Here is a 25,318-nt window from a genome sequence, read left to right as displayed (position 1 = left end):
TGTGAAAGGGTCAATGCTAGGCAGGTTGTCAGCCGGCGAATGGAGGAATCCAATGATCCACGCTACTTGCCATACAGCCGATAATGTCCGCTGCATCGAGTTCGATGCCACACCCTGGTTCAGCGAGGCTGACGCTCCGAGCATTATCGACTTGGCCCAACGCGGATGGGCCAGTACCGCGATTGCCGATTCCCTCGAGGGCCGACGCGGATACGAACGACTGCACGACCTCGTTGAGTATGCGGCGAAGCGACTGCAATCAGAATCCCTGGAGGACCCGACCTGGGAAACCTTCGAGTGCGTCGTCGACGGACCGGAGGCCGTGGCCTGGCTCGAGAAAAACCGACCCGACGTGGTGACAAGGATCCGGTAAGCCACGAAAAGCGCAGCAACGGCGGCGCTTGATTTTTGCGATTGCAAACAAAAGAAATGGCGCTCCCTAGGGACGGGCCAGAAGCGAGTGATTTCAGTGGACTAAAGAAACGTTTGGGCAGCAACAGCCTTATTGCCAGGCACGGTCGCTACAACTGCAAATCAATTCAGGCGTAAAGCTTCACTCATCCAATTTCTTGTTCAGTTCAGGATCGAGCTTGGTTCGGTCGACAGACTGATAGAACGTGATAGGCCTGCATTTTCCGTCGAAGTCCGCGAGGACGACGGCCGTCCACGGACTCGTGGTCTCGCCCGAACTATCGCGGGAGTCCGGCATGACCTTGCGAGCAGCGACGACATACCAAGCGCGACCAGCCGTTGCCGCCTTCGCAGCCGCAGCAAACTCATCCAATATTCCGCGCAGATTTTTGCGCATTTCTTCTTCCGTGTCCCCGCGGAGGTATTTTCGAGACGACTTTCCTGCCTCCCCGTACTCATGCTGAATGTTCAACTGCAGTCGGGCATCGTCCACTTCGATCTTGGTCACCCGTGTCACCGCTCCGCCTTCGCGAAGATAGTCCCGCACCCGGACGTCGCAGGCCAAAAATCTGTCCGTGGGCGGCTGAGCGACGCTAGCTGCAGGGGAGACCGCGGCAAGTGTCCGGGTGTGCTTTTTTCGAGGAGCAGCGTCCGCAGGCATCGTGGCGATGGCGGCGCTGAGGAGCGCCACGGCGAGCACGACTGGAAGAGGGGCATTCATGAGTGCGCTGCCAATTCGGTCTTTCTAAAACGCACGGGCCTCGGCGTTGGTTCCGCGGCGCGGCCAGGTCGGAGCAATCATGAAGGACCGGAGAAGCGGGCGGCGGCTCCTCAGGAACTTTTTCCTCAACACGGTCTTGTTTGTTATTGTTCTACGACCTTGCGGAGGCGGCTTTTCGACCATCGGCCGGTCATGGACTCGATACTCATCAAGATCTTCGCCACGGCGCTTGCCTTCAGCCAGGTCACTACCCGGCCGGATGGGATCAAGACGGAGTTCGATGCGGTGCGCGACCGCTTCGAGGTGGCGGAGCTCTTGAGTGCCGGCTGCGCCCACATGCGCAAGGCTTTCGACATCGAGGACATCAACCTGGACGATCTGATTGCCACCGCCATGGATGACAAGGAGGCGTTGAGCAGCGAGATCAAGGCGCTCAAAGGACTGAATCTGGCCGACCTCCAGGTGGCCTATAGGCAGTTCTGCAAGGTCGAAAACGTGCAAGACTCTCCGGTCGATCTCGGTCAGGTCATCACCTTCTACAACAGCGCGGTCAAGGATCTGCCCGACGCGGCGCAGCTTGAGCACCTCAGGCTTTCTGGCACCAGCGAAGTCCTCGACAACAAGGGCGAGCAGCTTGCTGAGATTTACGCGCCTAACAACCGCCGCATCTCGGTCAAGCTTGCGGATATACCGGAAGCGGTACGCAACGCATTTATCGCCGCCGAGGACAAGCGCTTCTTCCAACACGCCGGCATTGACGAGCGCGGACTGGTCCGCGCCTTCATCGGCAACTTCACGCACCCGGGCCGGCCGCAGGGAGGCTCGACCATTACGCAGCAGGTCGCCAAGAACCTTCTGGTTGGTAACGACATCACTTACGAAAGAAAACTGCGTGAAATGATCGTTGCCTCGCGGATGGAGCGCGCCCTGACCAAGGCGGAAATCCTCGAGCTCTATCTCAACTCGATTTATCTCGGTCGCGGAGCCTGGGGCATCGAGATCGCGGCGCGCAGCTATTTCGGCAAACCGGCCAAGGCGCTCTCCGCCGTCGAGGGCGCCCTCCTCGCCGGGCTAGCCAAGGGACCGAACTACTTCAACCCCGACCACCACCCCGAGCGCGCGCGCGAGCGTCTTGCCTACGTGCTCGGCCGCATGCGGGACGACGCCATGATCGACGACGCCGCGGCGAAAGCAGTATTGCCACAGCTGGTCGAGTACCGGCCGACGCGACGGGACTTCGGCTTTCACTTCGTCGATCACATCGCCCGCGAGGCAAAGTTGGTCGCGGGCCTTGATACTCTCACCAACGCCTCCTACACGGTGCGCTCGACCATCAACTCGGCCTTGCAGCGCGTAGTCGAAGCGACATTGCAGGAGGGCCTCGCGCGGTACGAGCTGAATACCGGCCGCTACAAATTTGAGGGACCCGAGGCGAACATTTCCGATGCCGTCCGTCGCATTGCGGCAGACCTGAAGGCCACGGAACCGGCTTGGCTCGCGGCGTTGAAGGCGACACGGCTACCTCTCTACGACGTTCACTGGGACTCGGCGGTCGTCCTGGAGAATGCGCGCGGCAAGCGTGGCCACGCGATCAACGTCGGTCTGACCGACGGAAGAATCCTGCCGCTGAACACCTGGAGCGCCGCGATCCAGCGCGGCCTCAAGCCATACGATGTGGTCTACGTGCAACTGCGCGAAGCCAAGGGCAAGGAAGCGGCGCGTGCCGATCTGCGTATTCGACCGAACGTGCAGGGAGCGGCACTCGTACTCGGGAACGAAACCGGCCGCATTCTCGCGATGGCGGGCGGCTTTTCGTATCCGGCAAGCCAGCTCAACCGCGTCGTCCAGACCCTGCGCCAACCCGGCTCCACCTTGAAGCCGCTGACCTATCTCGCCGCCCTTCGCAAGGGATTGCAGCCCAACACGCTGGTGATGGACGAACCCATTACGCTGACACCGATCGGCGCGACGGTCCACGCGCGCCGGGGCGATTTCTGGTCGCCCAAGAACTATGACGGCGGCGCTTTGGGTGCCATTACACTGCGGCGTGCGCTGGAAAACTCCCGCAATCTCGCCACCGTGCAACTGCTCGCATCCGGCCTCGACGACAGTGCCGAGCGAGGCCTCGACCGAGTCTGCGAGCTCGCGATGGAAGCGCAGCTCTACAAGGACTGCATGCGCTACTACCCGTTCGTGCTCGGTGCCCAAACCGTGCGGCTCATCGACCTTGCGGCGTTCTATGCAGCGATCGCCAACGAGGGCGCCCGGCCCCGGCCCCATGCGATCGAAAGGATCGAACAGGACGGCCGACCAATCTACCAGCACGATCCGCGTGCGGTGGACTGGATCGGCTCGGCCGACCGAGCATCGTTTTACCAGATGAAATCAATGCTGCAGGGCGTGCTCGCGCGCGGAACCGCGCGCGTGGTGAAGCATCTTTCGCCCTTTGTCGGCGGCAAGACTGGTACCACTGATAATGCGGTCGACGCCTGGTTCGTCGGCTTCACAAATGACGTTACCATCGCCATCTGGGTCGGCTACGACAACAGCGATGGCGGGCGCCGCTCCCTTGGCAGCGGCCAAACCGGATCAAAAGTGGCGCTGCCGATGTTCGAGCCGATCGTGCAGGCGGCCTGGGAGCTGCACGCTCCCAAGATGGCATTGAACGGCCCTTCGCGCGAAGCACTGCATCAGCTCGCTCCCCTGTCGATCGATCCCCATACCGGCGATCCTTCACCGCCCGGCTCCGGCCGCGCTTTCACCGAGTATCTCAAGAGAGATCCGTCGGGCAGAATCGATGATACGCAATTTCGGATCGTCTCGCGTGCAGAAAGCTACGCCCATCGTGGCGGCCGTGACGAAGACGACGGGCCATTCCAGCAGTGGTCCTACGACAACCGCCATTACGGCGATAACCGGTCGCCCTTTCCATTCCCGACCTGGCGTCTTGGTCCGCGCGAATATCCCTCCTGGCGCGGACCTCCCGATGACGAGGACCGCCTCCCGCGACCGCCGCTCCGAGTCGATCCCGATTATTTCTGGCGGCGGCTGAATTGAGCATTGACCCATGAGACTTCACCTGAGACTTCACCGTGCCGCAGCCCTCATCGCCGCCTGGCTGGCCGCTTGCACAGGTGCGGTCGCGCAGGAATTCCAGCTGGAGGACGTGGCCGCAGTCGCCGGCATCCCGATCGCACAGATCAACCCGCGCACCGTCATCTTCGCCGACCAGCGCAACGACAAACTCGCCGATTCCTCGACCGAGCTCATTCCTTTCGACGATTGGGCCCGCTCACGTCCGGTTCAGCGGCGCTTCCTCTCGCTCTTCCCGAGCTTCGTTGAGCCCACGCTCAACCAGCAAACGAAGCTGAAGCTCTCGGTCTACCAGGCGGAGGCCCGGTTTCGACTTCCAAAACCGGCAGCGGCATTGGATCTGGCGCGGTATGCGAATGTCGCGTTCCTCGAGCAGATCGATCCGGCAGTCAAGCACTGGCCGATCACGGCGGCCGATGATGTTCCCAGCAAAGACGCGGGCGCCGCGCACAACCGTCCGCCGGATCGCCGCTGGTGCGAGGACGCGAACGCGATCTGCGTGCGGTCCCGCTACGTGTTCGAAGGGAAAATTCCGGCGGGCATTCAGCTTGCCAACAAGCTGCGCGAGGAGAGCAAAAAACCGATTCCGGATTTCATCGAGTTCCTGAGTGAGATCATGTTGGTCACGCAGCCGCGCCTTGCCGAACTGCCGACCCTGACAGGCCTCGACTCCACAGTCACCAGCGCGCTCGAGCAGAACATCTTTTGGGTGAACCAGGTCATCCAGTTCGGCAAGCTGCTTGCGGTTCTGCAACAGCATCCGACCCAGCCGGAAGCCGCCATCGCAACGGTCTACATCCTGATTGCGGTCAGGAACGACGTGCTCAACAAGCAAAGGGAATACAGCAATATACCCGTTCTGCGAAACCTCGTTCCCGCGCAACTGCTCATGGGCAAGAGCTCCTTCAACAGCGGCGATTCGCTGAGCGCCGGCCTGCCGAAATACGCCAGAAGCCGCATCAAGGCGATCGCCAACATGATGGAGCGGGAATGAGTAGATCTTGCGCGGCAACGACAAATCGCGTTTGCCGTCGACAGGCGTCTGAGAAATCCGAAGAACTGGCAAACAGTCTCCGAGCCACGGCAAGACTCCTGCCCGCCACCCCTTGCAAGATCAGTTGATCAAGAGGCTCGCACTTCCGATCGGGACTCCCATCCCAAAATGTCGCGGCATATCGTGCATCTCTGGCGCGCCGCGACCGATGAAGATGGGCACTATTGCTTCGCCGTGGCGCTATGATTCCGCCGCTAGCCATGCGCTCCAACAGGTTAATCTGCGACGGTCTTTGATCTTATGCTATGCCCATAAGCTGCTCTCCCGATCTTGTCGGGATAGTACGGTCTATTTCGGTTTTATTGAACCATTCCTTGTGGGATTGTGAGACATTGATCGTGTCGGAAAGTGACGAGATATCCAAAGGAAGACCAGCGCGTATAGAGTGTTCAGTCGTCTTCTTGCCGGAAAGTGAGGGTGGTCGCACCTCTCCATTGCAGCCAGGAGCCCTGTCAGGAGACGCTTATCGGCCACATCTCGTGATCGGTGACCCAGCCCAACGTCGGGCCATAGTGACAGACCACAACCGCAGTCTCGAAGAGTATATCGGGGTCGCCTTCCATCAGGGGCCGCTGGTCCCTCAAGTCGGCATGGAGATGAGAACAGTGTTGACGCTGATCTACTTCCCTCACCCCATGTATGATAAGCTGGCGCCCGGCGTTACGTTTACCGTGCGCGAGGGTCCGCAGATCGTCGGCTATGGCACCGTTCGTCGGCGGCTAGACTGCTAGGACTGAGCAGCGAAATGCGTCCAAGCTACTCAGAGGTTCAGGCCGCAGCAAGAGTGCTGCACGACGAGGGGACTCGTCATGGGTGGTGGCCGCGTCACCTAACCATGATGGGCTGGACCCGATCGGCCAGAGCGAGTTTGACGGCATCGTCGAACGAATCCTGATGGCTGCTGCAGCCGTAAGTGAGCCGACTCAGGGCCAATAAGCAACTTGGCTTGAGATAATTACGGAAGCTGGCAGCTCAGGAGGCCAAGGACGTGCAGCGATGAGTTGGAATGAATCTGAGATTCTGGCGGCCCGCCGCAGCATATTCAAAGCCGCGCAAGACATGCTAGCCGGAAAGCTGTCGTACATCGAGGGCGCGCGGAAGATCGTTGCGGCTCGTAGGACGGCGCGGCTCGATGAATGGGACGTCGACGTGCTGCCTTTCGTAGGCATTGCTTCCGAGACGGACGCGTTACCGTTTGGAGAGATGAGGAAGCATTGGCAGGCGGCTGCCCTGGACGCCCTTCAACCGGAAATCGACCGAAAGGAAGCTTGGGCTCGCGGGTTTGGCGAACCTCATTGCCGAAGCCTCGTCGAGCGTCTTTCGATTAGGACAGCTAGATAAAAGCGACGGTGTCGCTCCGGGCTGTCGGTGGTCGTAAGGATTTGCCTGCACTTTGTTTTGGATGGCACTGAAGCGGCACCGTGTGAAGGGGCCTGGTGCCGCTCGAACCGCAAAAGCATTCAAAATCAACGTTCCGAGCGCCATCGTTCGCAGCATAGCGTCTTGTTGCGCGTGCTCGGCATGATGTCCGGCCATGATCGCATGGGAGGCCGCTCCGACGCGGAGCGGGCCGAGGGTGCGCTGGATCGGGCTAGGCCGAGCATCACGCCCCAGGCGCTGAAAACCTTCGCCAGCCAAGCGCGCAAGCGGATGCGGACCGAATCCGGCGGCTACCGGCGCGACCACCTCCGCGCGCTCGCCCAGCGTATCGAGGTGGACGCGAAAGAGATTCGCATCATGGGGTCGAAAAGCGTGCTCCCGCGCACGCTTGTCGCCGCATCGAGCGCAAAAACGGCAGGTTTTGGAGTGCCCAGTTTTGTACCGAAGTGGCGCGTCCGGAACGATTCGAACGCCCGCCCCTCAAATTCATAGTCTGATGCCCTATCCCATCTGAGCTACGGGCGCGATTTCGCGAGCGGCGATGGCGGGCTTGGCCCGCGACGCCCGGTTCGTGAACCGGAATGGCGTGGCGGCCGACAAAGATGGGCAACTCTTGCATCTTCCTGGCGTCCGCCTGTCCGACAGAGAGCGAAGAATGAGACGGCAATTTTCTTTGGTGATTCTCGTTGCTGCTCTGCCGATCCTGTCGGCGTGCGGGCAGCCGGTGCCGGACGACAAGGCCGCTTATGTCGGCGAGTGGCACGCGCAGGCGATGGACGTTGAGCTCACGAAGGACGGGACGGTCCGCTACAAGCGCGTCAAGCGCAACACCACGGCAGGCACCACCACGATATCGATCGACGCCCCGTTGCGGCGGTTCGAGGGCGACAATTTCGTCGTCGGCATTCCATTCCTTACGGCGACATTCGAGGTATCGACGCCGCCGCACCAGGAGGCGGGGACATGGAAGATGGTGGTCGATGGCGTCGAGCTGGCCCGCATTCCCTAGCCGAACTTTTCCGCCGGAAACTTGACGGTCCAACCCCAATGCTCAGAGAACGGCCCCGACTTCAGGCGGGGTCGTTTGCGGAGCCCAGGTCGGGACGAATGCCGTAGCGGCGCAGCTTGGCATAGACGGTGCTCTTGGCGAGACCGAGCGCGGACGCGGCGGCTGCCACATGACCATTGCATGAGCGCAGCGTGCGCGCGATGAGATCGCGCTCGGAAGATTCGGCGAGCGACAGGCCGTGGTCACCTCCGGCATGCAATTCCGTCTGGGGGATGAAAGCGGGCAGATTCGAAACTTCGATCACGTCCCCGTCCCCGGTCAACATCAGGCTTTCGACCAGATTACGCAGCTCGCGCACGTTACCGGGCCAGTCATAACCTTGCAGGCGCGCAACCGCCTGCGGCGTGAAACTGCGATCGCCGAGGCCATAGCGCATCCTAGCCTGAGCAACGAAGTGTTCGACCAGCATCGGAATGTCATCCGGCCGCTCCTTCAAGGGAGGCACGACGACCGGGACCACCGCCAGCCTGTAGTAGAGATCCTTGCGGAAGCGCCGTTCATTGACCTCGATTTGCAGCTCGCGGTTCGTTGCAGCGACGAGGCGGAAGTCAACCCTCCGCGTCGTGGTCTCGCCGATGCGGTTGATCTCGCCGCTTTCCAGCGCCCGCAGCAACATGGGTTGGAGGTCGAGCGGCAATTCGCCGATCTCGTCGAGGAAAAGAGTTCCGCCCGAAGCGGCTTCGATCTTTCCGGCGGAGCCGCCGCGACGCGCGCCGGTGAAAGCACCCTCCACATAGCCGAACAGCTCGCTGGCGAGCAGCTCGCGCGAGACGCTGCCGCAATTGACGACGACGAAGGGACGCTCGCGCCGAGGCGATGCCGCATGGATGCCTTGGGCAAATATCTCCTTGCCGACGCCGGTCTCACCAAGCAGCAGGACGGGCGCGGAGGTCGCGGCAACGCGGCGGCATGTCTCGACCACCGCATGCATCCTCGCATTGCCGTGGACGACGCTTGCGAATGCATGCGTCCCTTCGCGCGTAAGCGGCAGGTACGTCCTGCTCGCCGTCATCGGCTTCGGCGCGACCATGACCGTGCCGAGATGTTCACCCTGGTAGACCACCGGCCGCAGCCACTCCTCCTTGATCCAGGCCGGGCGTGACGTACCCCAGGGACGGTCATCGCTGGTCCCGATCTGAGGAAAGTCGGGCTGGCCCCGTGGCGCGCCGAGGTCGCGCATGATCTGCGCCATCTCGCCGTTGGCCTTGAACGGACGCCCGGCACTATCGAACAGCACCGTGTGGTGGCGGTCCGCGGCAGGCACCATCCAGAAGCACTGATCAAGCAGCCGGTAGCGGGCGTCCATCTCCATCTGGAGCAGATGTGCCTCGATGCGCGCGGCCGCCGAGATCGCCAGTGCGAGGGCCTGCCGTCCGTAGGAATCGGACAGCCCGGAAATGTCGATGGCCCCGATGACTGCGCCGTCGATAGGATCGCGGATGACGGAGGCCGAGCAGGTCCAGCGCTGGATCCCGGAGCAGAAATGTTCGGTGGCATGGACCTGAATAGCCTGGCCGGTCTGCAGCGCCGTGCCGATCGCGTTGGTGCCGCACGTCGCCTCACTCCAATTGCTGCCGGGCAACAGATGCGTCTTCTCCACGGCATTGCGCAGCGCGAGCCTGGTATCGCCTTCCAGGCGCAACACGATGCCATCGGCATCGGTCAGCACCATCACCGTGCCGGTTTCGAGCATGTAGTCGCGCGCCAGCGCCATGGTCGAAGCGCCGGCGTGGACCAGGCGGGTGCGCTTGTCGAGTAGGCGGTGCAGCCGGTCGTCGTTCATCGGCAGAGGCGCCTGGCTGCGCCGATAGTCCACGGCCGATTGCTGGCTCCGCCGCCAGGACTCGTTGATCGCGGGCCGAACGACCTGCCCGCCGGCGCCGCTTCCGGACATGAAGCGCTCCCAGCTGATCAGGACGGCGCGTTCAATACCTGGATTGGCAAAGGCTTCCTCCGGTGTCTGCCCCAACACGCTTCCTCCTTTGACGCGCTGAGCGGTCCAAGATCTTCTTGTTGTTGGGGGACCCCAAGCTTTATCGCCTGATTTTGAAATCATTCCATGCTGAGGCGCAACTGACAACCGGATCAGGGCGCAACTTAGGCGCGCCTCCGACCGCACTGCGAAAGCCGTGAAGCCGAAAGGCGCGCCGAATGTCCTAACCTGACAACGCGCTTACGCGGCCTTGCGCCGGTGCAGGGCGTCGTAGAAGGCCGTCTCGAAACGCATATATCCGGTGAACGAATCCGGATCGCCGAACGGCAGGATCTGGGTTGCCCAGTAGCCGCCGAAGCCATTCTGCCGGTCGATCCAGTAGAACAGGTTCGCCAGGCCCGCCCAGCCGAGCGCACCCGCGGGGCGGCCCGTCGGGGCCTCCTCGTCATTGACCATGAACGTGAACGCCCACGATTTCGATTGACCCGGGAAGAACTCGGCATCGTTGGAGAGCGACTTGATCACGCCCGGCAGCGCCGTCACCTTGAGATCGCCGAGGTGATTCTTTTCCGCCATCTGCACGGTCTCCGCTTTCAGCACGCGGCCGTGCGGGCCATTGCCGTCGTTCAACCACATCCGGATGAACCGCATGTAGTCTCCGACCGTGCTGTAGAGGCCGTGCCCGCCCATATGGACCTCGGGGCTCGCCGGCAACTCGAAGTCCATCGGCGTGAGCGAGCCGTCGGCGTTGCGGGCGTGCACGCCGGCGAGCTTGCTGCGGACGGCATCGTTGATCTCGAACGTCGTGTTCGCCATTCCGAGCGGCTTGAAGATGCGCTCGGCGAAGACCTCGCCCAGCCGTTTGCCGGTAATACCCTCGACGACCTGCCCCACCCAATCGATGTTCGTTCCGTACTCCCACTTCGAGCCGGGATCAAACAGCAGCGGCGTCATGAGCGAGGCCTTGGACGAGGTGATCACGCTCGGTTGTCCGTGCTCGGTCGCCAGGCGCAAATAGTTTTCGTTGAAGAAATCGTAGCCGAAGCCGCCGATGTGCAGCAGCAGCATGCGCGTGGTCACTTCGCGCTTCGGCGCCCGCAGCCTGGGCTGGCCCTTGGCGTCGAAGCCGTCGATCACCTGCAGCTTGCCGAGATCGGGCGCGTATCTCTTGGCGGGAGCATCGAGATCGAGCCGGCCCTCCTCGATCAGCTGAAGTGCGGCGGTGCCGGTGATTGCCTTGGTGGTCGAGAAGATGGCGAAGCTCGAATCGGTCGTCATCGCCTCCGACTTGTCGGTCCGACGCTTGCCTGCAGCGCCTTCGTAGATGTTGCCGTTGCGATCAGTCACCATGGCGACGACGCCCGGCACACCGTTCGCGTTCGCGACCGTCTCATTGAGGATTGCGTCGGCGTCGACAGTGAATTCCTTGCGCATGTGTTTCTCCGTTCTGTGTTGGCGAGATGCAAAAAGCGAGGCCGCGCTCACGCGACGGATCGCGCGGCCCTGTTTGCGGTGCTTATTGCTTGGCGAAGCCCTGGTAGCCGGCGGCGGCGACTTCATCGCACTTCTTGCGATAGGTCCCGACGCCGCCGATGTAGGACAGCAGTCGGCGCGGCTTGCCCTCGACGTTAGAGCCCATGTACCAGGAGTGAGTCTTGGTCACGAGAGTCGCGCTCGCGATCTCGTCGTGATGGGCGACCCAGGCATCCTGCGCTTCCCGCGTCGGCTCGATGACGCTCAGCTCGTTCTTGCGCAGATAGCCAATGCAGTCGCTGATCCACTCGACCTGCTGCTGAAGACACGTCGTCATGTTGCACAGGGCGGTGGAGGGTGCCAGCGGCGCTCCGGTCGTGAACATGTTGGGATAGCCATGGACCTGCAACCCCATGGTGGTACGGATATCGCGGCTCCATTCGTCCTTCAGCGAACGGCCGTCGCGGCCGCGGATGTCGATGCGGGTAAGCGCGCCCGAGCCGGCGTCGAAGCCGGTCGCGAGGATGATGACGTCGAGATCGTACGTCGTGCCGTCGGCGAGCTCGAGGCCTGTGGGCGTGATCCGCTCGATCGGATTGGTCTTGACGCTCACCAGCTCGACATTCGGCTGGTGATACGCTTCGAGATAGTTGGTCTCGAGCGGAACGCGATGCGTCCCGAAGCCGTAGTCGGTCGGAATCAGAGTCTCGCACAGTTTCGGATCCTTGAGTCGCGCGCGCATCTTCCTGCGGACGAATTCGGAGATTTCCTCGCTGACGTCCTCCTCGAAGAACATCTCTGCGAACGAGGCGAGCCACAGCCGCAGCGAGCCCTCGTCCCAGATCTTCTCCAGCACCGCATGGCGTTGCTCGCTGGTCAGGTCCTTCCAGTTGCCGTTGGTGAAGTCGTACTCGAAGCCGGTGAAGCTATGGGGAAGCGTCTCGCAGAACTCCTTGAAGCGCGCCTTGTAGGCCTCGACCTCCTTCGGGCCGTATTTCGGATTCTTCATCGGGATGATGTATTGCGGCGTGCGCACGAACACCTTGAGGCTGCCGACCTCGCCCGCGATGGTCTGGATCACCTGGATGCCGGTCGCCCCGTTACCGACGACGCCGACGCGCTTGCCGGCAAGATCGAGATCGCCCTTCGGCCAGCGGCCGGTGTGAACGAGCTTGCCCTTGAACGTCTCCTGTCCGGGAAACACGGATGTCAGTGGCGCCGACAGCATGCCGGTGCACGTGATCAGGAATTGCGTGTCAATGACCTCGCCGCTGTCGGTGGTGATCGTCCAGCGCTGCGTCGCCTCATTGTAGACGGCGGAGGTGATCGTCGTGCTGAAGCGGATGTCCTTGCGCAGGTCGAGCTTGTCGGCAACATAATTGAGCCAGCGTTCGATCTCGGGTTGGCCGGGGAAACGTTCGCTCCAGCTCCAGCCCTTGTAGAGCTCTTCGGAGAACAGATACTGGTAGATGTAGGCCTCGGAGTCGAAGCGCGCGCCAGGGTAGCGATTCCAGTACCACGTTCCACCGACACCGGTTGCCGCGTCGAACGCCTTGACCTTGAGACCCTGCTCGTCGCGCAGCTTATAGAGCTGATAAAGGCCAGCAACGCCCGTACCGATGACCACCGCGTCGAAACTCTCGTGTCGACGTGCGGAGTTGGTCCTGTTCCCACTCATGCATTCCTCCCAATCTCGCTTGTTGTCCTCCCCCCGCCGCAAGGCGTGAGGTGCCAGTGGGAAACGCAGATTGTGTGCCAGCCCCGACGCGCGGCTCTAAGCACTTGCGATGATTGAGTTTATGGTTTGCCGGCTGCGGCGCGGCGCGTTCGAAATTCGAACTGGGCGAGATGCGCGAGACCGAAATCCGATCGCGCATGCGCCTTCACGCTTCCGGGGGCGCCGTGCAACTCATCAGGCGCAGACGAGGCGGCCAAGGCAGGATTCCGCGGGCCTGAGGCAAATTCCTGTCAAGTGAGCCGCAGCGCGTTCACGAGTGCAGCCAGCGCAGCAGGCTGATGCTGACGACTGGGGTAATACATGAAGAAGCCGGGAATTGGCGGCGTCCAATCCTCCAGGACGCGGATAAGCCGACGCTTCGCCAAGTGCTCAGCGACCTGCTCTTCATAGGCGAGCCCGATGCCAGCTCCAGCGAGCACCGCCTGAATCACCAAGTGCGTATCGTCGATGATGAGCGGGCCGTTCACGCTGATCGTGACCGATTTTCGTCCCTGCTCGAATTCCCATCGATATGGACCGCTCGGAAGACGCAAGGTGATGCAGCGATGATCACTGAGATCCTTTGGTCTTTGCGGAATGCGTCGTGACGCGAAATAACGAGGCGATCCAACCACCGCCAGTCGCAAGGCCGGCGTGACCCGCACGGCGATCATATCCTTTTGAATGTACTCGCCGAGCTGAATACCGGCATCGAACTCGCCCGCAACAAGGTCTACGGGGCCGGTGACGGTGACAACGTCGAGGACGATGTCAGGATAGGCCTCGACGAATGCCGTCAGCTTCGGCAGCAATACCATCACCGCAGCCGACCGGGACATTACAATTCGAAGGCGCCCAGCAGGTCGCTGACGAATGCTTCGGGCTTTGTTGAGAGCACGATCAATCTGCTCGAGCGCCGGAGACAAGTCGTTCAAAAGAGCTGCCCCTGCAGCGGTTGGCGCGACACTCTTAGTTGTTCGAGCAAGAAGCTGCAGCTCAAGCCGTTGCTCAAGTCTCCGGATCGTGTGGCTGAGGGCAGACTGTGACACACCGAGCTTTACTGCGGCCCGCGTGAAGCTTCGTTCACTCGCGACGACTGCAAAGGCTGTCAGTTCGTTCAATTCGTTTCTCATGATTTATGAATATCACTCATGACTCCATCCCGTGCAACAGGTCTAGCATCATAAGCCGCTTGGCCCTAGGTTCGGCCAGCAGGGAGCATGAGGCGCCTTCGACACATTCCGGGCGCTTAAGACTCTCGGCACGGCAGGCGGGCCGCGCGATTCGGTCCGTTGTAACGATTTTTGCAGGATGACTGATGGACACGGATGTTCACGCCTTGCGCTCCCTGGCGCAGACCTATTTCGACGCGGCCTATGAAATGGATGCTGAGAAATTTGCATCCATATTCCATCCCTCGAGTTCCGTCACAAAGGTCGGTGACGATGGCAACGTGGCTGTGACGCCGATTGCCGCGTGGCTCGCAGCGGTCCGCAACCTTAGAGCACCGAAAGAACAGGGCCTCGAGCGCGACGACCAGATCGTGTCAATCGACGTCGAAAGAGAGCTCGCGCTCTTGAAGTTGAAATTTCAGATTCCGCCTCGTTACTTCACGGACATGCTGTCATGCTTAAAGGTCAACGGGGCCTGGAAGATCGTTCAGAAGGTGATGACTTCGAAAACGTAACGATTGGGCAGCGTGCGCACCAACATTCGGGTTGAGGCCATCAAACGCGTATGGCCCTACTATGCCATACGGGGCGCGTTTTCAAATAACCTGAGAGGATGACCGATGCCCACCAGAAATGTTGTGCTGACGGAGCGCCAGGAAAAACTACTCGAGACCCTCGTCAAGTCCGGCCGCTACCAGAATGCCAGCGAAGTGCTGCGCGAGGGGTTGCGGCTCGTGGAGCAACGAGAGGCCGAGGATGCGGGCAAGCTGAAAGCCCTGCGAGCAGCGGCTCGCGCCGGCGTTGGATCGGGGAGACTTCAAAGAATTCGGGAATATCGAGGAGCTGCAAACCTATTTGAATGACCTCTCAGAGAAGGTCATCTCCCGAACCGCCGAATAGAGCCCTCATGGCCGACCAGAGACTACCGACGAAGATGGGCACTATTGCTTCGCCGTGGCGCTATGATGCTGTGGCCAGGAACACGGTCCGGTCACCAATGCACGGCTAGCCTTCAATTTTGCACTACGCGTCATCGGGCAATGTGCTCTCAGGCCCGGCTCCCCATACGCTTCCGCCACGGAACGGCATGTACGCGGGTCGCGGGAAGGCGTATGATTGTTGGGTCCTTCTCGCACGATGATCAACATGACGTGGAGGTGGCCATGAAATATGTGCTGCTTGGTAATCTGAGCCCGGAGTGGGCGAGCAAGCAATCGGAGCGGATCGGCAAGGCCAAGGCAAAGCTCGACAATCTGGGTATCAAGATCGAGTCGATCCACTACACGCAGGGCTACTACGATTTCGTCGACATCATTGATGCCCCGAATCCGGAAGCGGTGCTCGCGTTCTCGGTCTGGTACTCGACCCAGGGTCTGGGGCGGATCCAAAGTATGCCAGCCTTCGACGCAAAGAGCTTCGAAGCCGCGATCAAGAACGCAGCGGGCTAAGCGCTGCCGGCTCACGGATCGCAGATCGAGCGACGACAAGATGAAAGCGACGGTGTCGCTCCGGGCCCTTGTGCGCGGCGTTGATGAGATCATCGCGCTTCACGCTCCGATCCACGAGACGATCTATCGCGACTCGACGCTCGAAAACGAGGTGGTCGCCATCGGCGATGGCGTGGCCGTCGCGCATTCCTGGAGCCGTCTCACGGTTGGCGCCGGGCATCCGGCCGGACCACATTCCGTGGACACCTTGATCCAAGCGGTGCTGACCCCGCTGGGACGGCAAATGGCTGATCAAGGCGCTTGAAAACGTGACCTTGACGAACCCACGCACCGGCGAGCCGGTCCTGCGAAAGTGATGTCGGCAGAGAGGTTCCCGGACCCGACACGCGTTGGAGGCGACGATGAAGACGATGGAGACGAACGTCAGGAAGCTGTTCGAGCGATATGAGAATATCTCCAAGGCTTCTTTGCGCGGCGACGTCGACATGGATGACGTCGCGGCGCTCTACGCCTCCGAGTTCGTCGCGGCCACGCCGGCCGGCGTGGTGACCGGGAAGAACGACGAGCATCTCAAGCAGGTCATCGCCGAGGGCTATGCCCACTACCGGGCTATCGGAACAAAGGAGATGCACATGCGGGGACTCCGCATCTCGCCGATAGACGGACACCATTGCGTCGCCCATGTCGCCTGGAGAGCGACGTATGTCCGCAAGAACCAATCCGACGTCGTGATTGATTTCGACGTCCACTACCTCGTCCAGCAGTTGGGCGCAGAGCCCAAGGTCTTCGGATGGGTGTCGGGGGACGAGCAGGCGCTCCTGAGGGAGCACGGCGTCATTTGACGCTGACTAGGCCCCTCACGCACATCTTGATATCGAAATGGCGCGCCCGGAACGATTCGAACGTCCGACCCTCAGATTCGTAGTCTGATGCTCTATCCAGCTGAGCTACGGGCGCGTTTTTCGCAAACAGCGATGGCGGGGGTGACCCGCGACGCATCTCCCGGAGGGCCGGGAGGGGTGCGAAAGAGCGCTCTGACTAGCCGCTCTTGCCGGCGTTGGCAAGGTCCGGGATGGGGAGATTTTGCAAGGAGATGACGGCCTCTTCCCTGTCATTCCCGGACTCGCGGAGCGAGAAGTGCGGAATCTCGCGCCCAAAACCTCCGGATTCCGGGTTCGGCGCTTCGCGCCGGCCCGGAATGACGGAACGGCCGGCCTCGCGCCGAATGACGCAGCTCGGCCGCGGGCCGAGTTACGCCCGCGCCCGCTCGTTGCGGATGGAGAGCAGTTCCACGGGCCGGTCGGGGATGACGATGCGGAAGGTGGCGCCGATGGTGCCTTCGACGAGGTGGATGTCGCCGCCATGGGCGCGGACGAGCTCGGCGGCGATGGCAAGGCCAAGGCCGCTGCCGCCGGGGCGGCCGGAGGTCTGGAACGCCTCGAACAGGTGCTCCCGGGTCTTCTGGGGAACGCCTGGACCGGTATCGGAAACCTCCAGGATGGCGACGGCGCCCTCGCGTTTTCCGGTGATCCGGATCTGCTGCACGCCGCCATCGCCGGACTGGGCATGGGTTTCCAGCGCCTGGGCGGCGTTGCGGACGAGGTTGAGCAGCACGCGGAACAGCTGGTCGGGATCGGCATCGACCGCAAGCCCGCGTTCGATCGCGGCGACCCAGGCGATCGTGGCATCGCTGGCCAGCCCTGCGGTCTCGCGCACCTCCAGCACCACCGGCTCGATCAGGATCATGCGGCGGTCGGGCGCGGCCTCCTGGGCGCGGCCATAGGACAGGGTCGACTGGCAGAAGGCGATGGCGCGCTCGAGCGAGCGCACCAGCTTCGGCGCAAAGCGCTGCACCCGCGGATCCGGCACGCTGGCGAGCTGGTCGGACAAAAGCTGCGCCGAGGCCAGCAGGTTGCGAAGATCATGGTTGATCTTGGAGACGGCGAGGCCGAGGGCAGCGAGCCGGCTCTTCTGATTCAGCATCGACATCAGATCGCGCTGCATGTCCGACAATTCGCGCTCGGCCACCCCGATCTCGTCGCTGCGCTGGCTCGGCACGATGATGCGCGCCGCGCTCTCCGGGTTCTCGTGGAAGCCGACCAGGCTGGCGGTGAGCCGCCGCATCGGGCGCACGAACAGGTAATGCAGGGCGAGATAGACGAGGCCCGCGGTCAGCGCCGCGATGATCAGCGCGACCACCACGACGTTGCGCGAGAAGCGGTACATCTGCTGCCGCAGCGGCAGCTCGTCGGTCACGATCTCGATGAATTGGGCATTGCCGACGCCGGGCCCGACGATGCGGATGGCCTGGTTGCCGGTCTCCAGCATCATCCGGAACGAGCCGGTGATCGCGTCCCAGGCCGTCATGTCGCGCAGATCGATGTCGTGCTCGATGGCTGTCGGAAGGTTATCGCTGGCGAGCAGCCGGCGCTGCTGACCCATCTTGATGGCGACGGCGCGGGCATTGATGCTTTTCAAGATCTGCCGCGACAGCGAATCGGGAACCATGCCAAGCGGCGCGGCATCCAGCACCAGCGCTGCCGTATTGGCCGCCGCCACCCGGTCGTTGAGCCGGTTGACCCAGAAGTTGGCGATGGCGGGCACGTAAAGCAGGCTGGCCGCGATCATCACCAGAGGGACGGTAAGGAGCAGCAGCTTGCCTGACAGCCCGAGCCCGCCCGACCCGCGCGGCCGCATCGCCGGCTGGTCCGGCTGATCCAGATCTTGGATCGGCTGGCGATCTGTGGCTGCCACGAAATTCGCCCCTGTTGACCTTGGCTGATGCAGGATGCGACCCGTCCCGGGTCCGGTCAAATTACGGATCGCTAATCTGCCAAGGTGAGATGTAAGCACTGGTAAAGCGAGTCGCCACCTCAAGGGTTAAAAACCCCGCACAAACAGCGATATTCACCGGAAACGCGCGCTTGTGCGGCGTTGACGAAAACAAGGCGCTCCCTTATAAGCCGCGCGAATTGTCCGCGATGACCCGGTGCGACACCGGGAGCGGCTCTTTTGGGGCGGGAAACGGCCCGTTTTGGGCCGCATCTTCGGGACTTTACCATCAATTCTACAGGCAAATTGCCCGGTCAGCGGAGAAAAACCCGTGAAGCGGACTTATCAACCCAGCAAACTGGTGCGCAAGCGCCGTCACGGCTTCCGTGCCCGTCTCGCCACTGCCGGCGGCCGCAAGGTTCTCGCCGCCCGCCGCGCCCGCGGCCGCAAGCGTCTGAGCGCCTGAGCCGGACCCCCTTTTTGGGATTTCATCATGGATCGGCTGAGGCAGCGGGCGGATTTCCTCGCCGTTGCCAATGGCGCGCGGGTGAATAATCCCGCGTTCGTCCTGCAAAGCCGCCGCCGGGACGACGGCGGCCCGATCCGGATCGGCTTCACCGTTTCCAAAAAGAACGGCAACGCCCCCGAGCGCAATCGTATCCGGCGCCGGCTTCGCGAATTGGTGAAGCGGCTCGATCCGGTGTCGATGCAACCCCATCATGATTATGTGCTGGTCGGACGAAGGGACGCGCTCTCGCGCGACTTCGCGACCATGCTCGACGATCTGCGCATAGCATTCACGAGGCCGGCGCGGCATACGGCCAAAGGACCGGCCAAGGCGCGCGACCAGAGGCCGGATCGCGCCACAGCGACCAGCCGCAAACCGGATTGATGACGAGACAATCGAGATGACCGACAATCGCAATACCATCCTCGCCGTCATTCTATCCGGCCTGGTGCTGATCGCCTGGCAGTATTTCTACAACGTGCCGCAGATGGAGAAGCAGCGCGCCCAGCAGCAGGCACAGACCGAGCTCCAGAAATCCACGCCGCAGCCGACGGCGTCCGCAACGCCGGGTACCACGCCGCAGGCGGGCGGCGCGACTCAGCCCTCGACACCGGCCGCGAACCAGCAGCAGGCCCAGCCGGTCGTTGCCCGGGACGCCGCGATTGCAGCCAGCCCGCGCGTGAAGATCGACACGCCGCGGATTGCCGGCAGCATCTCGCTGAAGGGCGGCCGCATCGACGACATCGCGCTGGTGCAATTCCGCGAAACCGTCGACCCGAAGTCGCCGCCGATCATCCTCTATTCGCCCTCGGGCACGGCGGAGCCCTATTACGCCGAGTTCGGCTGGGTGGCGGCGACGGGCGTGACGGCGAAGATGCCTGATGCCCAGACCGTCTGGCAGCAGGACGGCAGCGGCAGCCTGACGCCGTCGACGCCGGTGGTGCTGAAATGGGACAATGGCGAGGGCCTCACCTTCCGCCGCACCATCGCGGTCGACGACCATTATCTCTTCACCATCAAGGACGAGGTGAGCAATGTCGGCAATGCGCCGGTCACGCTCTATCCGTTTGCGCTGATCTCGCGCCACGGCGCGCCGCAGGTCTCGGGCTACTACATCCTGCATGAAGGCCTGATCGGCTATCTCGGTGACCAGGGCTTGCAGGAATACGCCTACAAGAAGATCGACGAAGCCAAGACGGTCAACTTCAAGGCCACCAATGGCTGGCTCGGCATCACCGACAAGTACTGGGCCTCGGCGCTGCTGCCCGACACCAATGCGCAGCTTCAGGCGCGCTTCTCGTCGAACCCGGTCGGCAACGTCCACACCTACCAGACCGACTATCTGCTCGATCCCGTCACCGTCGCGATCGGCGGCACGGCCACTGCAAACGCGCGGCTGTTCGCGGGCGCCAAGGAAGCCGGCGTGGTCGGCGTGTTCCCGTTCGCCGGCCTCGGCGGCTACAACAAGGCGCTGGGGCTCAACCACTTCGATCTCTTGATCGACTGGGGCTGGTTCTACTTCATCACCAAGCCGATGTTCCTCGGCCTCGACTTCTTCTACCGCTTCTTCGGCAATTTCGGCATCTCGATCCTGCTCGTGACCGTGATCGTGAAGCTGCTGTTCTTCCCGCTGGCGAACAAGTCCTACGCCTCGATGGCGAAGATGAAGTCGATCCAGCCGCAGCTGCAGGCGCTGAAGGAGCGCTATCCCGACGACAAGGTGAAGCAGCAGCAGGAGATGATGGAGATCTACCGCAAGGAGAAGATCAATCCGGTCGCCGGCTGTCTTCCCGTGGTGATCCAGATCCCGGTGTTCTTCTCGCTCTACAAGGTGCTGTTCGTCACCATCGAGATGCGGCACGCGCCGTTCTATGGCTGGATCAAGGACCTCTCGGCGCCCGACCCGACCAATTTGTTCAACCTGTTCGGACTGATCCCGGTCGACCCGACCACGATCCCCGTGTTCGGCCACTACCTCGCGCTCGGCATCTGGCCGATCATCATGGGCATCACGATGTGGTTCCAGATGAAGCTGAACCCGACGCCGCCGGATCCGACGCAGCAGATCATCTTCAACTGGATGCCGCTGATCTTCACCTTCATGCTGGCCGGCTTCCCGGCGGGCCTCGTGATCTACTGGGCCTGGAACAATCTGCTCTCGGTGGTCCAGCAGAGCTTCATCATGCGTCGCAACGGCGTGAAGGTGGAGCTGTTCGACAATCTCAAGGCGACGTTCGCGAGGAAGGCGACGTAGGCGCCGTTGCCGGGCGCAAATGCCTCCACATCGTCATGCCCGGGCTTGTCCCGGGCATCCACGTTTTTGGAGGCTCGTTTCGTGACTAAGACGTGGATGGCCGGGACGAGCCCGGCCATGACGAGAGGATAGACCGCTCGCATGAACGACAAGACCGACGAGCGACTGATCGAGGCCGGGCGAAAACTGTTCGCCCGCGACTGGCAGTTCATCTGGGCCTCGCCCTCGATTGCCACGCTGCCGCCGATGGCCGGGCTGGAGATCGCCTTTGCGGGACGCTCCAATGTCGGCAAGTCCAGTCTCATCAACGCGCTGACCGGCCGCAACGCGCTGGCGCGCACCTCGCATACGCCGGGCCGCACCCAGGAGCTGATCTTCTTCGAGGTCCCCGGGAAGAGTGACCTGCGCCTCGTCGACATGCCCGGTTACGGCTATGCCAAGGCGCCCAAGAGCCAGGTCGCGTCGTGGACCGAGCTGATCCACAAATTCCTGCTGGGACGTGCCTCACTCGCGCGCGTCTATGTGCTGATCGACGCGCGGCATGGAATCAAGGATGTCGATCTCGAAGTCCTGAAGACGCTCGATCGCTCCGCGGTCAGCTACCAGATCGTGCTGACCAAGGCCGACCAGGTGAAGGCCTCCGAGCTGCAGGCGCGCATCGCCGAGACCGAGGCTGCGCTGGCCAAGCACCCCGCCGCGTTCCCGAACGTGCTCGCGACCTCGTCGCGGAGCTCGACCGGCATGGAGGGCTTGCGCGCCGCGATGGCGAAGCTCTTGGAGGAGCGGGCCTCGTGATGGCGGCGCAACGCCTGCTGATCGGGCTTGCCGGTTTGATGGGCGCCGCCGGCGTCGCGCTGGCGGCCGCCTCCGCGCATGGCGCCGATGCGAGCCGGCTGGCAACGGCCAGCGCCATGCTGCTGTTTCATGCAACTGCCATACTTGCGACCGTCGCGCTGCTCGCGCGCGGCCTTCTGCACGGCGGAATTGGCCTCGTTGCCGCGTTCGGCTTCGCAGCTGGCGCCGCATTGTTCGCGGGTGACCTGACCTTGCGGCAATATGCGGGGCACGCGCTGTTTCCCTACGCGGCGCCGACGGGTGGGACGATATTGATCTTGGGCTGGTTGGCGGTGAGTGTGGCGGCGGCGGTGGCGAAGCGCAATCCGTAGCGCCCGTAGCCCGGATGGAGCGCAGCGCAATCCGGGACAGGTGTCTGCGGTACGAGCCCCGGATTTCGCTTCGCTCCATCCGGGCTACATATCAGCCACACTTTGCGCCGCGCCCGCCAATCAGATAGAACGCAGGCCGCGTTAGTCCCGCCAGCGAGATCCGCCTCATGACCGACATCTCCCCGCTCGACCAGGCCCGCATCCTGTCCGAAGCGCTGCCGCACATGCAGCAGTATGACGAGGAAACCATCGTCATCAAATATGGCGGCCATGCCATGGGCGACGAGGAGACCGCCAGAAACTTTGCCCGCGACATCGTGCTGCTGGAGCAGACCGCGATCAATCCGGTGGTGGTGCATGGCGGTGGGCCGCAGATCGCGACCATGCTCAAGCGCCTCGGCATCGCCTCGGAATTCGCCGCAGGCCTGCGCATCACCGATGCCGCGACCATCGAGATCGTCGAGATGGTGCTCGCCGGCTCCGTCAACAAGCAGATCGTCGGCTACATCAACGAAGCCGGCGGCAAGGCCGTGGGCTTGTCGGGCAAGGACGGTAACATGGTGAAAGCGTCGAAGACGACGCGGACCATCATCGATCCGGGCTCGAACATCGAGAAGGCGATCGATCTCGGCTTCGTCGGCGACCCCGAGAAGGTCGACCTCACTTTGCTCAACCAGCTGATCGGCTACGAGCTGATCCCGGTGCTGGCACCACTCGCAACCTCCAAAGAAGGCCAGACCCTGAACGTCAACGCCGACACGTTTGCCGGTGCCGTTGCCGGCGCGCTGAAGGCCAAGCGTCTCCTGCTGCTCACCGACGTGCCAGGCGTGCTCGACAAGTCCAAGAAGCTGATCCCGCAATTGTCCGTCAAGGACGCGCGAAAGCTGATCGCCGACGGCACCATTTCCGGCGGCATGATCCCGAAGGTCGAGACCTGCATCTACGCGCTCGAACAGGGCGTGCAGGGTGTCGTCATCATCGACGGCAAGATGCAGCATGCGGTACTGCTCGAGCTCTTCACCAACCAGGGCACGGGAACGCTGATCCACAAGTGAAGCGGGAGCGGACAAAGAAAGCCGTCATGGCCGGGCAAGAGCGCGAAGCGCGTCTTCGCGAAGATCTCCCGGCCATCCACGATCTTTCGTTCCGCGCCAAGAAGGTGGATGCCCGGCACAAGGCCGGGCATGACGAGCGGAGAGAGCGGCAGCCTCGCCGTCCTCCCCTGACCCGCTTCCTGATGACGCTGCCCGCCGCAGCCGTCTCGTTCTTCTTCTCCTCCGCGCCAGCTCTCGCCGACCTCAAGATCTGCAACCGCATGTCCTATGTCGTCGAGGCCGCGATCGGCATCGACGACAAGGCGGCGACCGCGACGCGGGGCTGGTTCAGGATCGATCCTGCCACCTGCCGCGTGGTGGTGCAGGGCACGCTGATGGCCGACCGCATCCTGCTCAACGCCCGCGCGCTCGGCGTCTATGGCGCCTCCCCGATCCCGCAGAACGGCCGCGACATGCTGTGCGTGGCGCAGGATAATTTCGTCATTGCGGCGGCGCGGCAATGCCGCAGCGGCCAGATCCAGGCCGCCTTCACGCAAGTGACGCCGACGCAAGGCGCGGACGGCAACCTCATTGCCTATCTCGCCGAGGATTCCGAATATGACGACGAGCAGGCGCGCCTTGCCGGCATCCAGCGGCTGCTGGTGATCGCGGGTTACGACGTCGGCGCGATCGACGGCGTCGACGGGCCGAAGACGCAAGCAGCGCTGGCCGCCTTCCTGAAGAGCCGCGGGCTGTCGTCCGACGTCGTCTCGTCGCCGAATGTGTTCAAGACCATGGTCGATGCGGTGCAGACGCCCTCCGCGACCGGCCTCACCTGGTGCAACGACACGCCGCACAAGGTGATGGCGGCAGTCGCGAGCGACGACGGCAAGTCGGTGACGAGCCGCGGCTGGTATCGCATCGATCCCAAGACGTGCCTGCATCCTGACGTGACCGGCCAGCCCAGGCAGATCTTCAGCTTCGCGGAAGCGGTCGACGCCGACAACCGCGTCATCAAGCTGAAGGACCGGCCGCTGAACTGGGGCGGCGACAAGCAGCTCTGCACGCGCGAGACCAAGTTCGAGACGAGCGAGCAGACCGATTGCGGCGCGCGCGGATTCGCCGCGACTGGTTTTGGCGCGGTGGACATGTCGAGCGGCGGCAAGACGCTGCGGTTTGCGCTGCCGTGATGGGTGGGATTGCTGTGACGATTGTTGCGGTGACCGCGCCACAAACTCCACCGTCGTCCTGGCGAAAGCCAGGACCCATTACCCCAGGATGGGGTTTGGCAAAGAACGACAACCAGAGTGCCCCATTGATAGGTCACGGCGTATGGGTCCTGGCTTTCGCCAGGACGACGATTGAGGGTGAGGCCACAGCGCCGCCCAACGGATAGAGAGTTGCGATGACCTGGCCCCGCACCTTCGCCCATGTCGACACCTGGGTATTCGATCTCGACAACACGCTCTATCCGCATCACGTCAATCTGTGGCAGCAGGTCGATGCGCGGATCGGCGAGTTCGTGTCGAGCTGGCTGAACGTGACGCCCGAGGAGGCGCGCAAGATCCAGAAGGACTATTACCTGCGCTTCGGCACCACCATGCGCGGCATGATGACCCTGCACGGCGTCTCCGCCGACGACTACCTTGCCTACGTCCACAAGATCGACCATTCGCCGCTGGAGCCGAACCCGGCGCTCGGTGCAGCCATCGCCGGGCTGCCGGGGCGCAAGCTGATCCTGACCAACGGCTCGGTCGACCATGTCGATGCCGTGCTGGCGCGGCTCGGCTTCGCAACGCATTTCGACGGCGTATTCGACATCATCGCCGCCGAGTTCGAGCCCAAGCCGGCACCGCAGACCTACCGGAAGTTCCTGAGCGACCATGCAGTCGATCCGACCCGCGCCGCGATGTTCGAGGACCTCGCGCGCAACCTCGCCGTCCCGCACGAACTCGGCATGACCACGGTGCTGGTGGTGCCCGACGGCACCAAGGAGGTGGTGCGCGAGGACTGGGAGCTGGAGGGCCGAGACGCCGTCCATGTCGACCACGTCACGGATGATCTGACGGGGTTTTTGCAATCGCTCGCCGCCGCCTGAGCGCGACCATGCAAG

General features: G+C 62.7%; 22 protein-coding genes, 2 tRNA genes and 1 pseudogene. 18 read left to right on the top strand and 7 right to left on the bottom strand.

The window, feature by feature from the left end:
• Nucleotides 1–52 precede the first annotated feature (52 nt).
• The 4 genes from LRP30_RS02490 to LRP30_RS02475 all read left to right on the top strand — a co-directional run bounded on the left by LRP30_RS02490 (nt 53) and on the right by LRP30_RS02475 (nt 6,010).
• The gene (locus LRP30_RS02490) at nt 53–373 is read left to right on the top strand and encodes a hypothetical protein (protein WP_091887339.1); all 321 of its coding nucleotides are present in this window, start codon (nt 53–55) and stop codon (nt 371–373) included.
• Nucleotides 374–505: 132 nt separating this feature from the next.
• Entirely contained in the window at nt 506–4,189 is a 3,684-nt protein-coding gene (locus LRP30_RS02485; RefSeq protein WP_249759229.1) for a transglycosylase domain-containing protein, read from the top strand.
• Between the two features lie 10 nt (nt 4,190–4,199).
• The gene (locus LRP30_RS02480; RefSeq protein ID WP_249759228.1) at nt 4,200–5,219 is read left to right on the top strand and encodes a hypothetical protein; all 1,020 of its coding nucleotides are present in this window, start codon (nt 4,200–4,202) and stop codon (nt 5,217–5,219) included.
• A gap of 572 nt (nt 5,220–5,791) precedes the next feature.
• A complete protein-coding gene (locus LRP30_RS02475) occupies nt 5,792–6,010 on the top strand; it encodes a hypothetical protein (protein ID WP_249759227.1) in 219 nt (72 codons plus the stop codon).
• A gap of 1,096 nt (nt 6,011–7,106) precedes the next feature.
• Here the strand turns inward: LRP30_RS02475 and LRP30_RS02470 are convergent.
• Nucleotides 7,107–7,184, bottom strand: a tRNA-His gene (locus LRP30_RS02470).
• Between the two features lie 130 nt (nt 7,185–7,314).
• Here LRP30_RS02470 and LRP30_RS02465 point away from each other — a divergent pair.
• Nucleotides 7,315–7,668, top strand: coding sequence for a hypothetical protein (locus LRP30_RS02465; RefSeq protein ID WP_249759226.1), 354 nt, complete (start codon nt 7,315–7,317; stop codon nt 7,666–7,668).
• Between the two features lie 61 nt (nt 7,669–7,729).
• Here LRP30_RS02465 and LRP30_RS02460 read toward each other — a convergent pair whose 3' ends face one another.
• The 4 genes from LRP30_RS02460 to LRP30_RS02445 form a co-directional block, all read right to left on the bottom strand.
• A complete protein-coding gene (locus tag LRP30_RS02460; RefSeq protein ID WP_249759225.1) occupies nt 7,730–9,700 on the bottom strand; it encodes a sigma 54-interacting transcriptional regulator in 1,971 nt (656 codons plus the stop codon).
• A 201-nt stretch (nt 9,701–9,901) separates the two neighbouring features.
• Nucleotides 9,902–11,095, bottom strand: coding sequence for a serine hydrolase domain-containing protein (locus LRP30_RS02455; RefSeq protein WP_249759224.1), 1,194 nt, complete (start codon nt 11,093–11,095; stop codon nt 9,902–9,904).
• A gap of 82 nt (nt 11,096–11,177) precedes the next feature.
• Nucleotides 11,178–12,812, bottom strand: coding sequence for an NAD(P)/FAD-dependent oxidoreductase (locus LRP30_RS02450; RefSeq protein WP_249759223.1), 1,635 nt, complete (start codon nt 12,810–12,812; stop codon nt 11,178–11,180).
• A gap of 290 nt (nt 12,813–13,102) precedes the next feature.
• On the bottom strand, nt 13,103–13,984 hold the full coding sequence (locus LRP30_RS02445; RefSeq protein ID WP_249759222.1) for a LysR family transcriptional regulator: 882 nt from the start codon (nt 13,982–13,984) through the stop codon (nt 13,103–13,105).
• Nucleotides 13,985–14,169: 185 nt separating this feature from the next.
• Here LRP30_RS02445 and LRP30_RS02440 point away from each other — a divergent pair, with 185 nt between their 5' ends.
• The 5 genes and pseudogenes from LRP30_RS02440 (at nt 14,170) to LRP30_RS02420 (ending at nt 16,313) form a co-directional block, all read left to right on the top strand.
• Nucleotides 14,170–14,538, top strand: coding sequence for a nuclear transport factor 2 family protein (locus LRP30_RS02440; RefSeq protein ID WP_249759221.1), 369 nt, complete (start codon nt 14,170–14,172; stop codon nt 14,536–14,538).
• A gap of 105 nt (nt 14,539–14,643) precedes the next feature.
• Nucleotides 14,644–14,923 (top strand): annotated as a pseudogene (locus tag LRP30_RS02435) (type II toxin-antitoxin system ParD family antitoxin).
• A 263-nt stretch (nt 14,924–15,186) separates the two neighbouring features.
• Nucleotides 15,187–15,471: a GYD domain-containing protein gene (locus LRP30_RS02430; RefSeq protein ID WP_091887314.1), complete on the top strand. Its 285-nt coding sequence runs from the start codon at nt 15,187–15,189 to the stop codon at nt 15,469–15,471.
• A gap of 40 nt (nt 15,472–15,511) precedes the next feature.
• Nucleotides 15,512–15,775, top strand: a complete 264-nt coding sequence (locus tag LRP30_RS02425) for a hypothetical protein (protein ID WP_249759220.1) — start codon at nt 15,512–15,514, stop codon at nt 15,773–15,775.
• A gap of 106 nt (nt 15,776–15,881) precedes the next feature.
• Entirely contained in the window at nt 15,882–16,313 is a 432-nt protein-coding gene (locus LRP30_RS02420) for a nuclear transport factor 2 family protein (protein WP_249761681.1), read from the top strand.
• 38 nt (nt 16,314–16,351) lie between these two features.
• Here the strand turns inward: LRP30_RS02420 and LRP30_RS02415 are convergent.
• Nucleotides 16,352–16,428 (bottom strand) — tRNA-Arg (locus LRP30_RS02415).
• A 294-nt stretch (nt 16,429–16,722) separates the two neighbouring features.
• Entirely contained in the window at nt 16,723–18,225 is a 1,503-nt protein-coding gene (locus tag LRP30_RS02410) for a HAMP domain-containing sensor histidine kinase (protein WP_128930900.1), read from the bottom strand.
• Between the two features lie 349 nt (nt 18,226–18,574).
• Between LRP30_RS02410 and rpmH the strand changes: the two genes are divergently transcribed.
• The 8 genes from rpmH to LRP30_RS02370 all read left to right on the top strand — a co-directional run bounded on the left by rpmH (nt 18,575) and on the right by LRP30_RS02370 (nt 25,303).
• On the top strand, nt 18,575–18,709 hold the full coding sequence (rpmH, locus tag LRP30_RS02405) for a 50S ribosomal protein L34 (protein WP_008542748.1): 135 nt from the start codon (nt 18,575–18,577) through the stop codon (nt 18,707–18,709).
• Between the two features lie 27 nt (nt 18,710–18,736).
• Nucleotides 18,737–19,135 carry a ribonuclease P protein component gene (gene rnpA, locus LRP30_RS02400; RefSeq protein ID WP_249759219.1) on the top strand — a complete coding sequence of 133 codons (399 nt, stop codon included), beginning with the start codon at nt 18,737–18,739 and terminating at the stop codon, nt 19,133–19,135.
• Nucleotides 19,136–19,151: 16 nt separating this feature from the next.
• Nucleotides 19,152–21,005 carry a membrane protein insertase YidC gene (yidC, locus tag LRP30_RS02395; protein ID WP_091887309.1) on the top strand — a complete coding sequence of 618 codons (1,854 nt, stop codon included), beginning with the start codon at nt 19,152–19,154 and terminating at the stop codon, nt 21,003–21,005.
• 141 nt (nt 21,006–21,146) lie between these two features.
• Nucleotides 21,147–21,800 carry a ribosome biogenesis GTP-binding protein YihA/YsxC gene (gene yihA, locus LRP30_RS02390; protein WP_128930897.1) on the top strand — a complete coding sequence of 218 codons (654 nt, stop codon included), beginning with the start codon at nt 21,147–21,149 and terminating at the stop codon, nt 21,798–21,800.
• Nucleotides 21,800–22,171: a DUF423 domain-containing protein gene (locus LRP30_RS02385; protein ID WP_249759218.1), complete on the top strand. Its 372-nt coding sequence runs from the start codon at nt 21,800–21,802 to the stop codon at nt 22,169–22,171. Before yihA ends, LRP30_RS02385 begins: the two co-directional genes overlap by 1 nt.
• 167 nt (nt 22,172–22,338) lie before the next feature.
• Entirely contained in the window at nt 22,339–23,226 is an 888-nt protein-coding gene (gene argB, locus LRP30_RS02380) for an acetylglutamate kinase (RefSeq protein ID WP_128930895.1), read from the top strand.
• Between the two features lie 182 nt (nt 23,227–23,408).
• Nucleotides 23,409–24,395, top strand: coding sequence for a DUF1036 domain-containing protein (locus LRP30_RS02375; RefSeq protein WP_249761680.1), 987 nt, complete (start codon nt 23,409–23,411; stop codon nt 24,393–24,395).
• Nucleotides 24,396–24,610: 215 nt separating this feature from the next.
• A complete protein-coding gene (locus LRP30_RS02370) occupies nt 24,611–25,303 on the top strand; it encodes a pyrimidine 5'-nucleotidase (protein ID WP_249759217.1) in 693 nt (230 codons plus the stop codon).
• Nucleotides 25,304–25,318: the final 15 nt, after the last annotated feature.

It is taken from the genome of Bradyrhizobium sp. C-145 (assembly GCF_023375135.1).
Taxonomy (GTDB): Bacteria; Pseudomonadota; Alphaproteobacteria; order Rhizobiales; family Xanthobacteraceae; genus Bradyrhizobium; species Bradyrhizobium zhanjiangense.
Note: the sequence above shows the minus strand (reverse complement) of the source record. Positions and strands in the feature narration are given on the sequence as shown.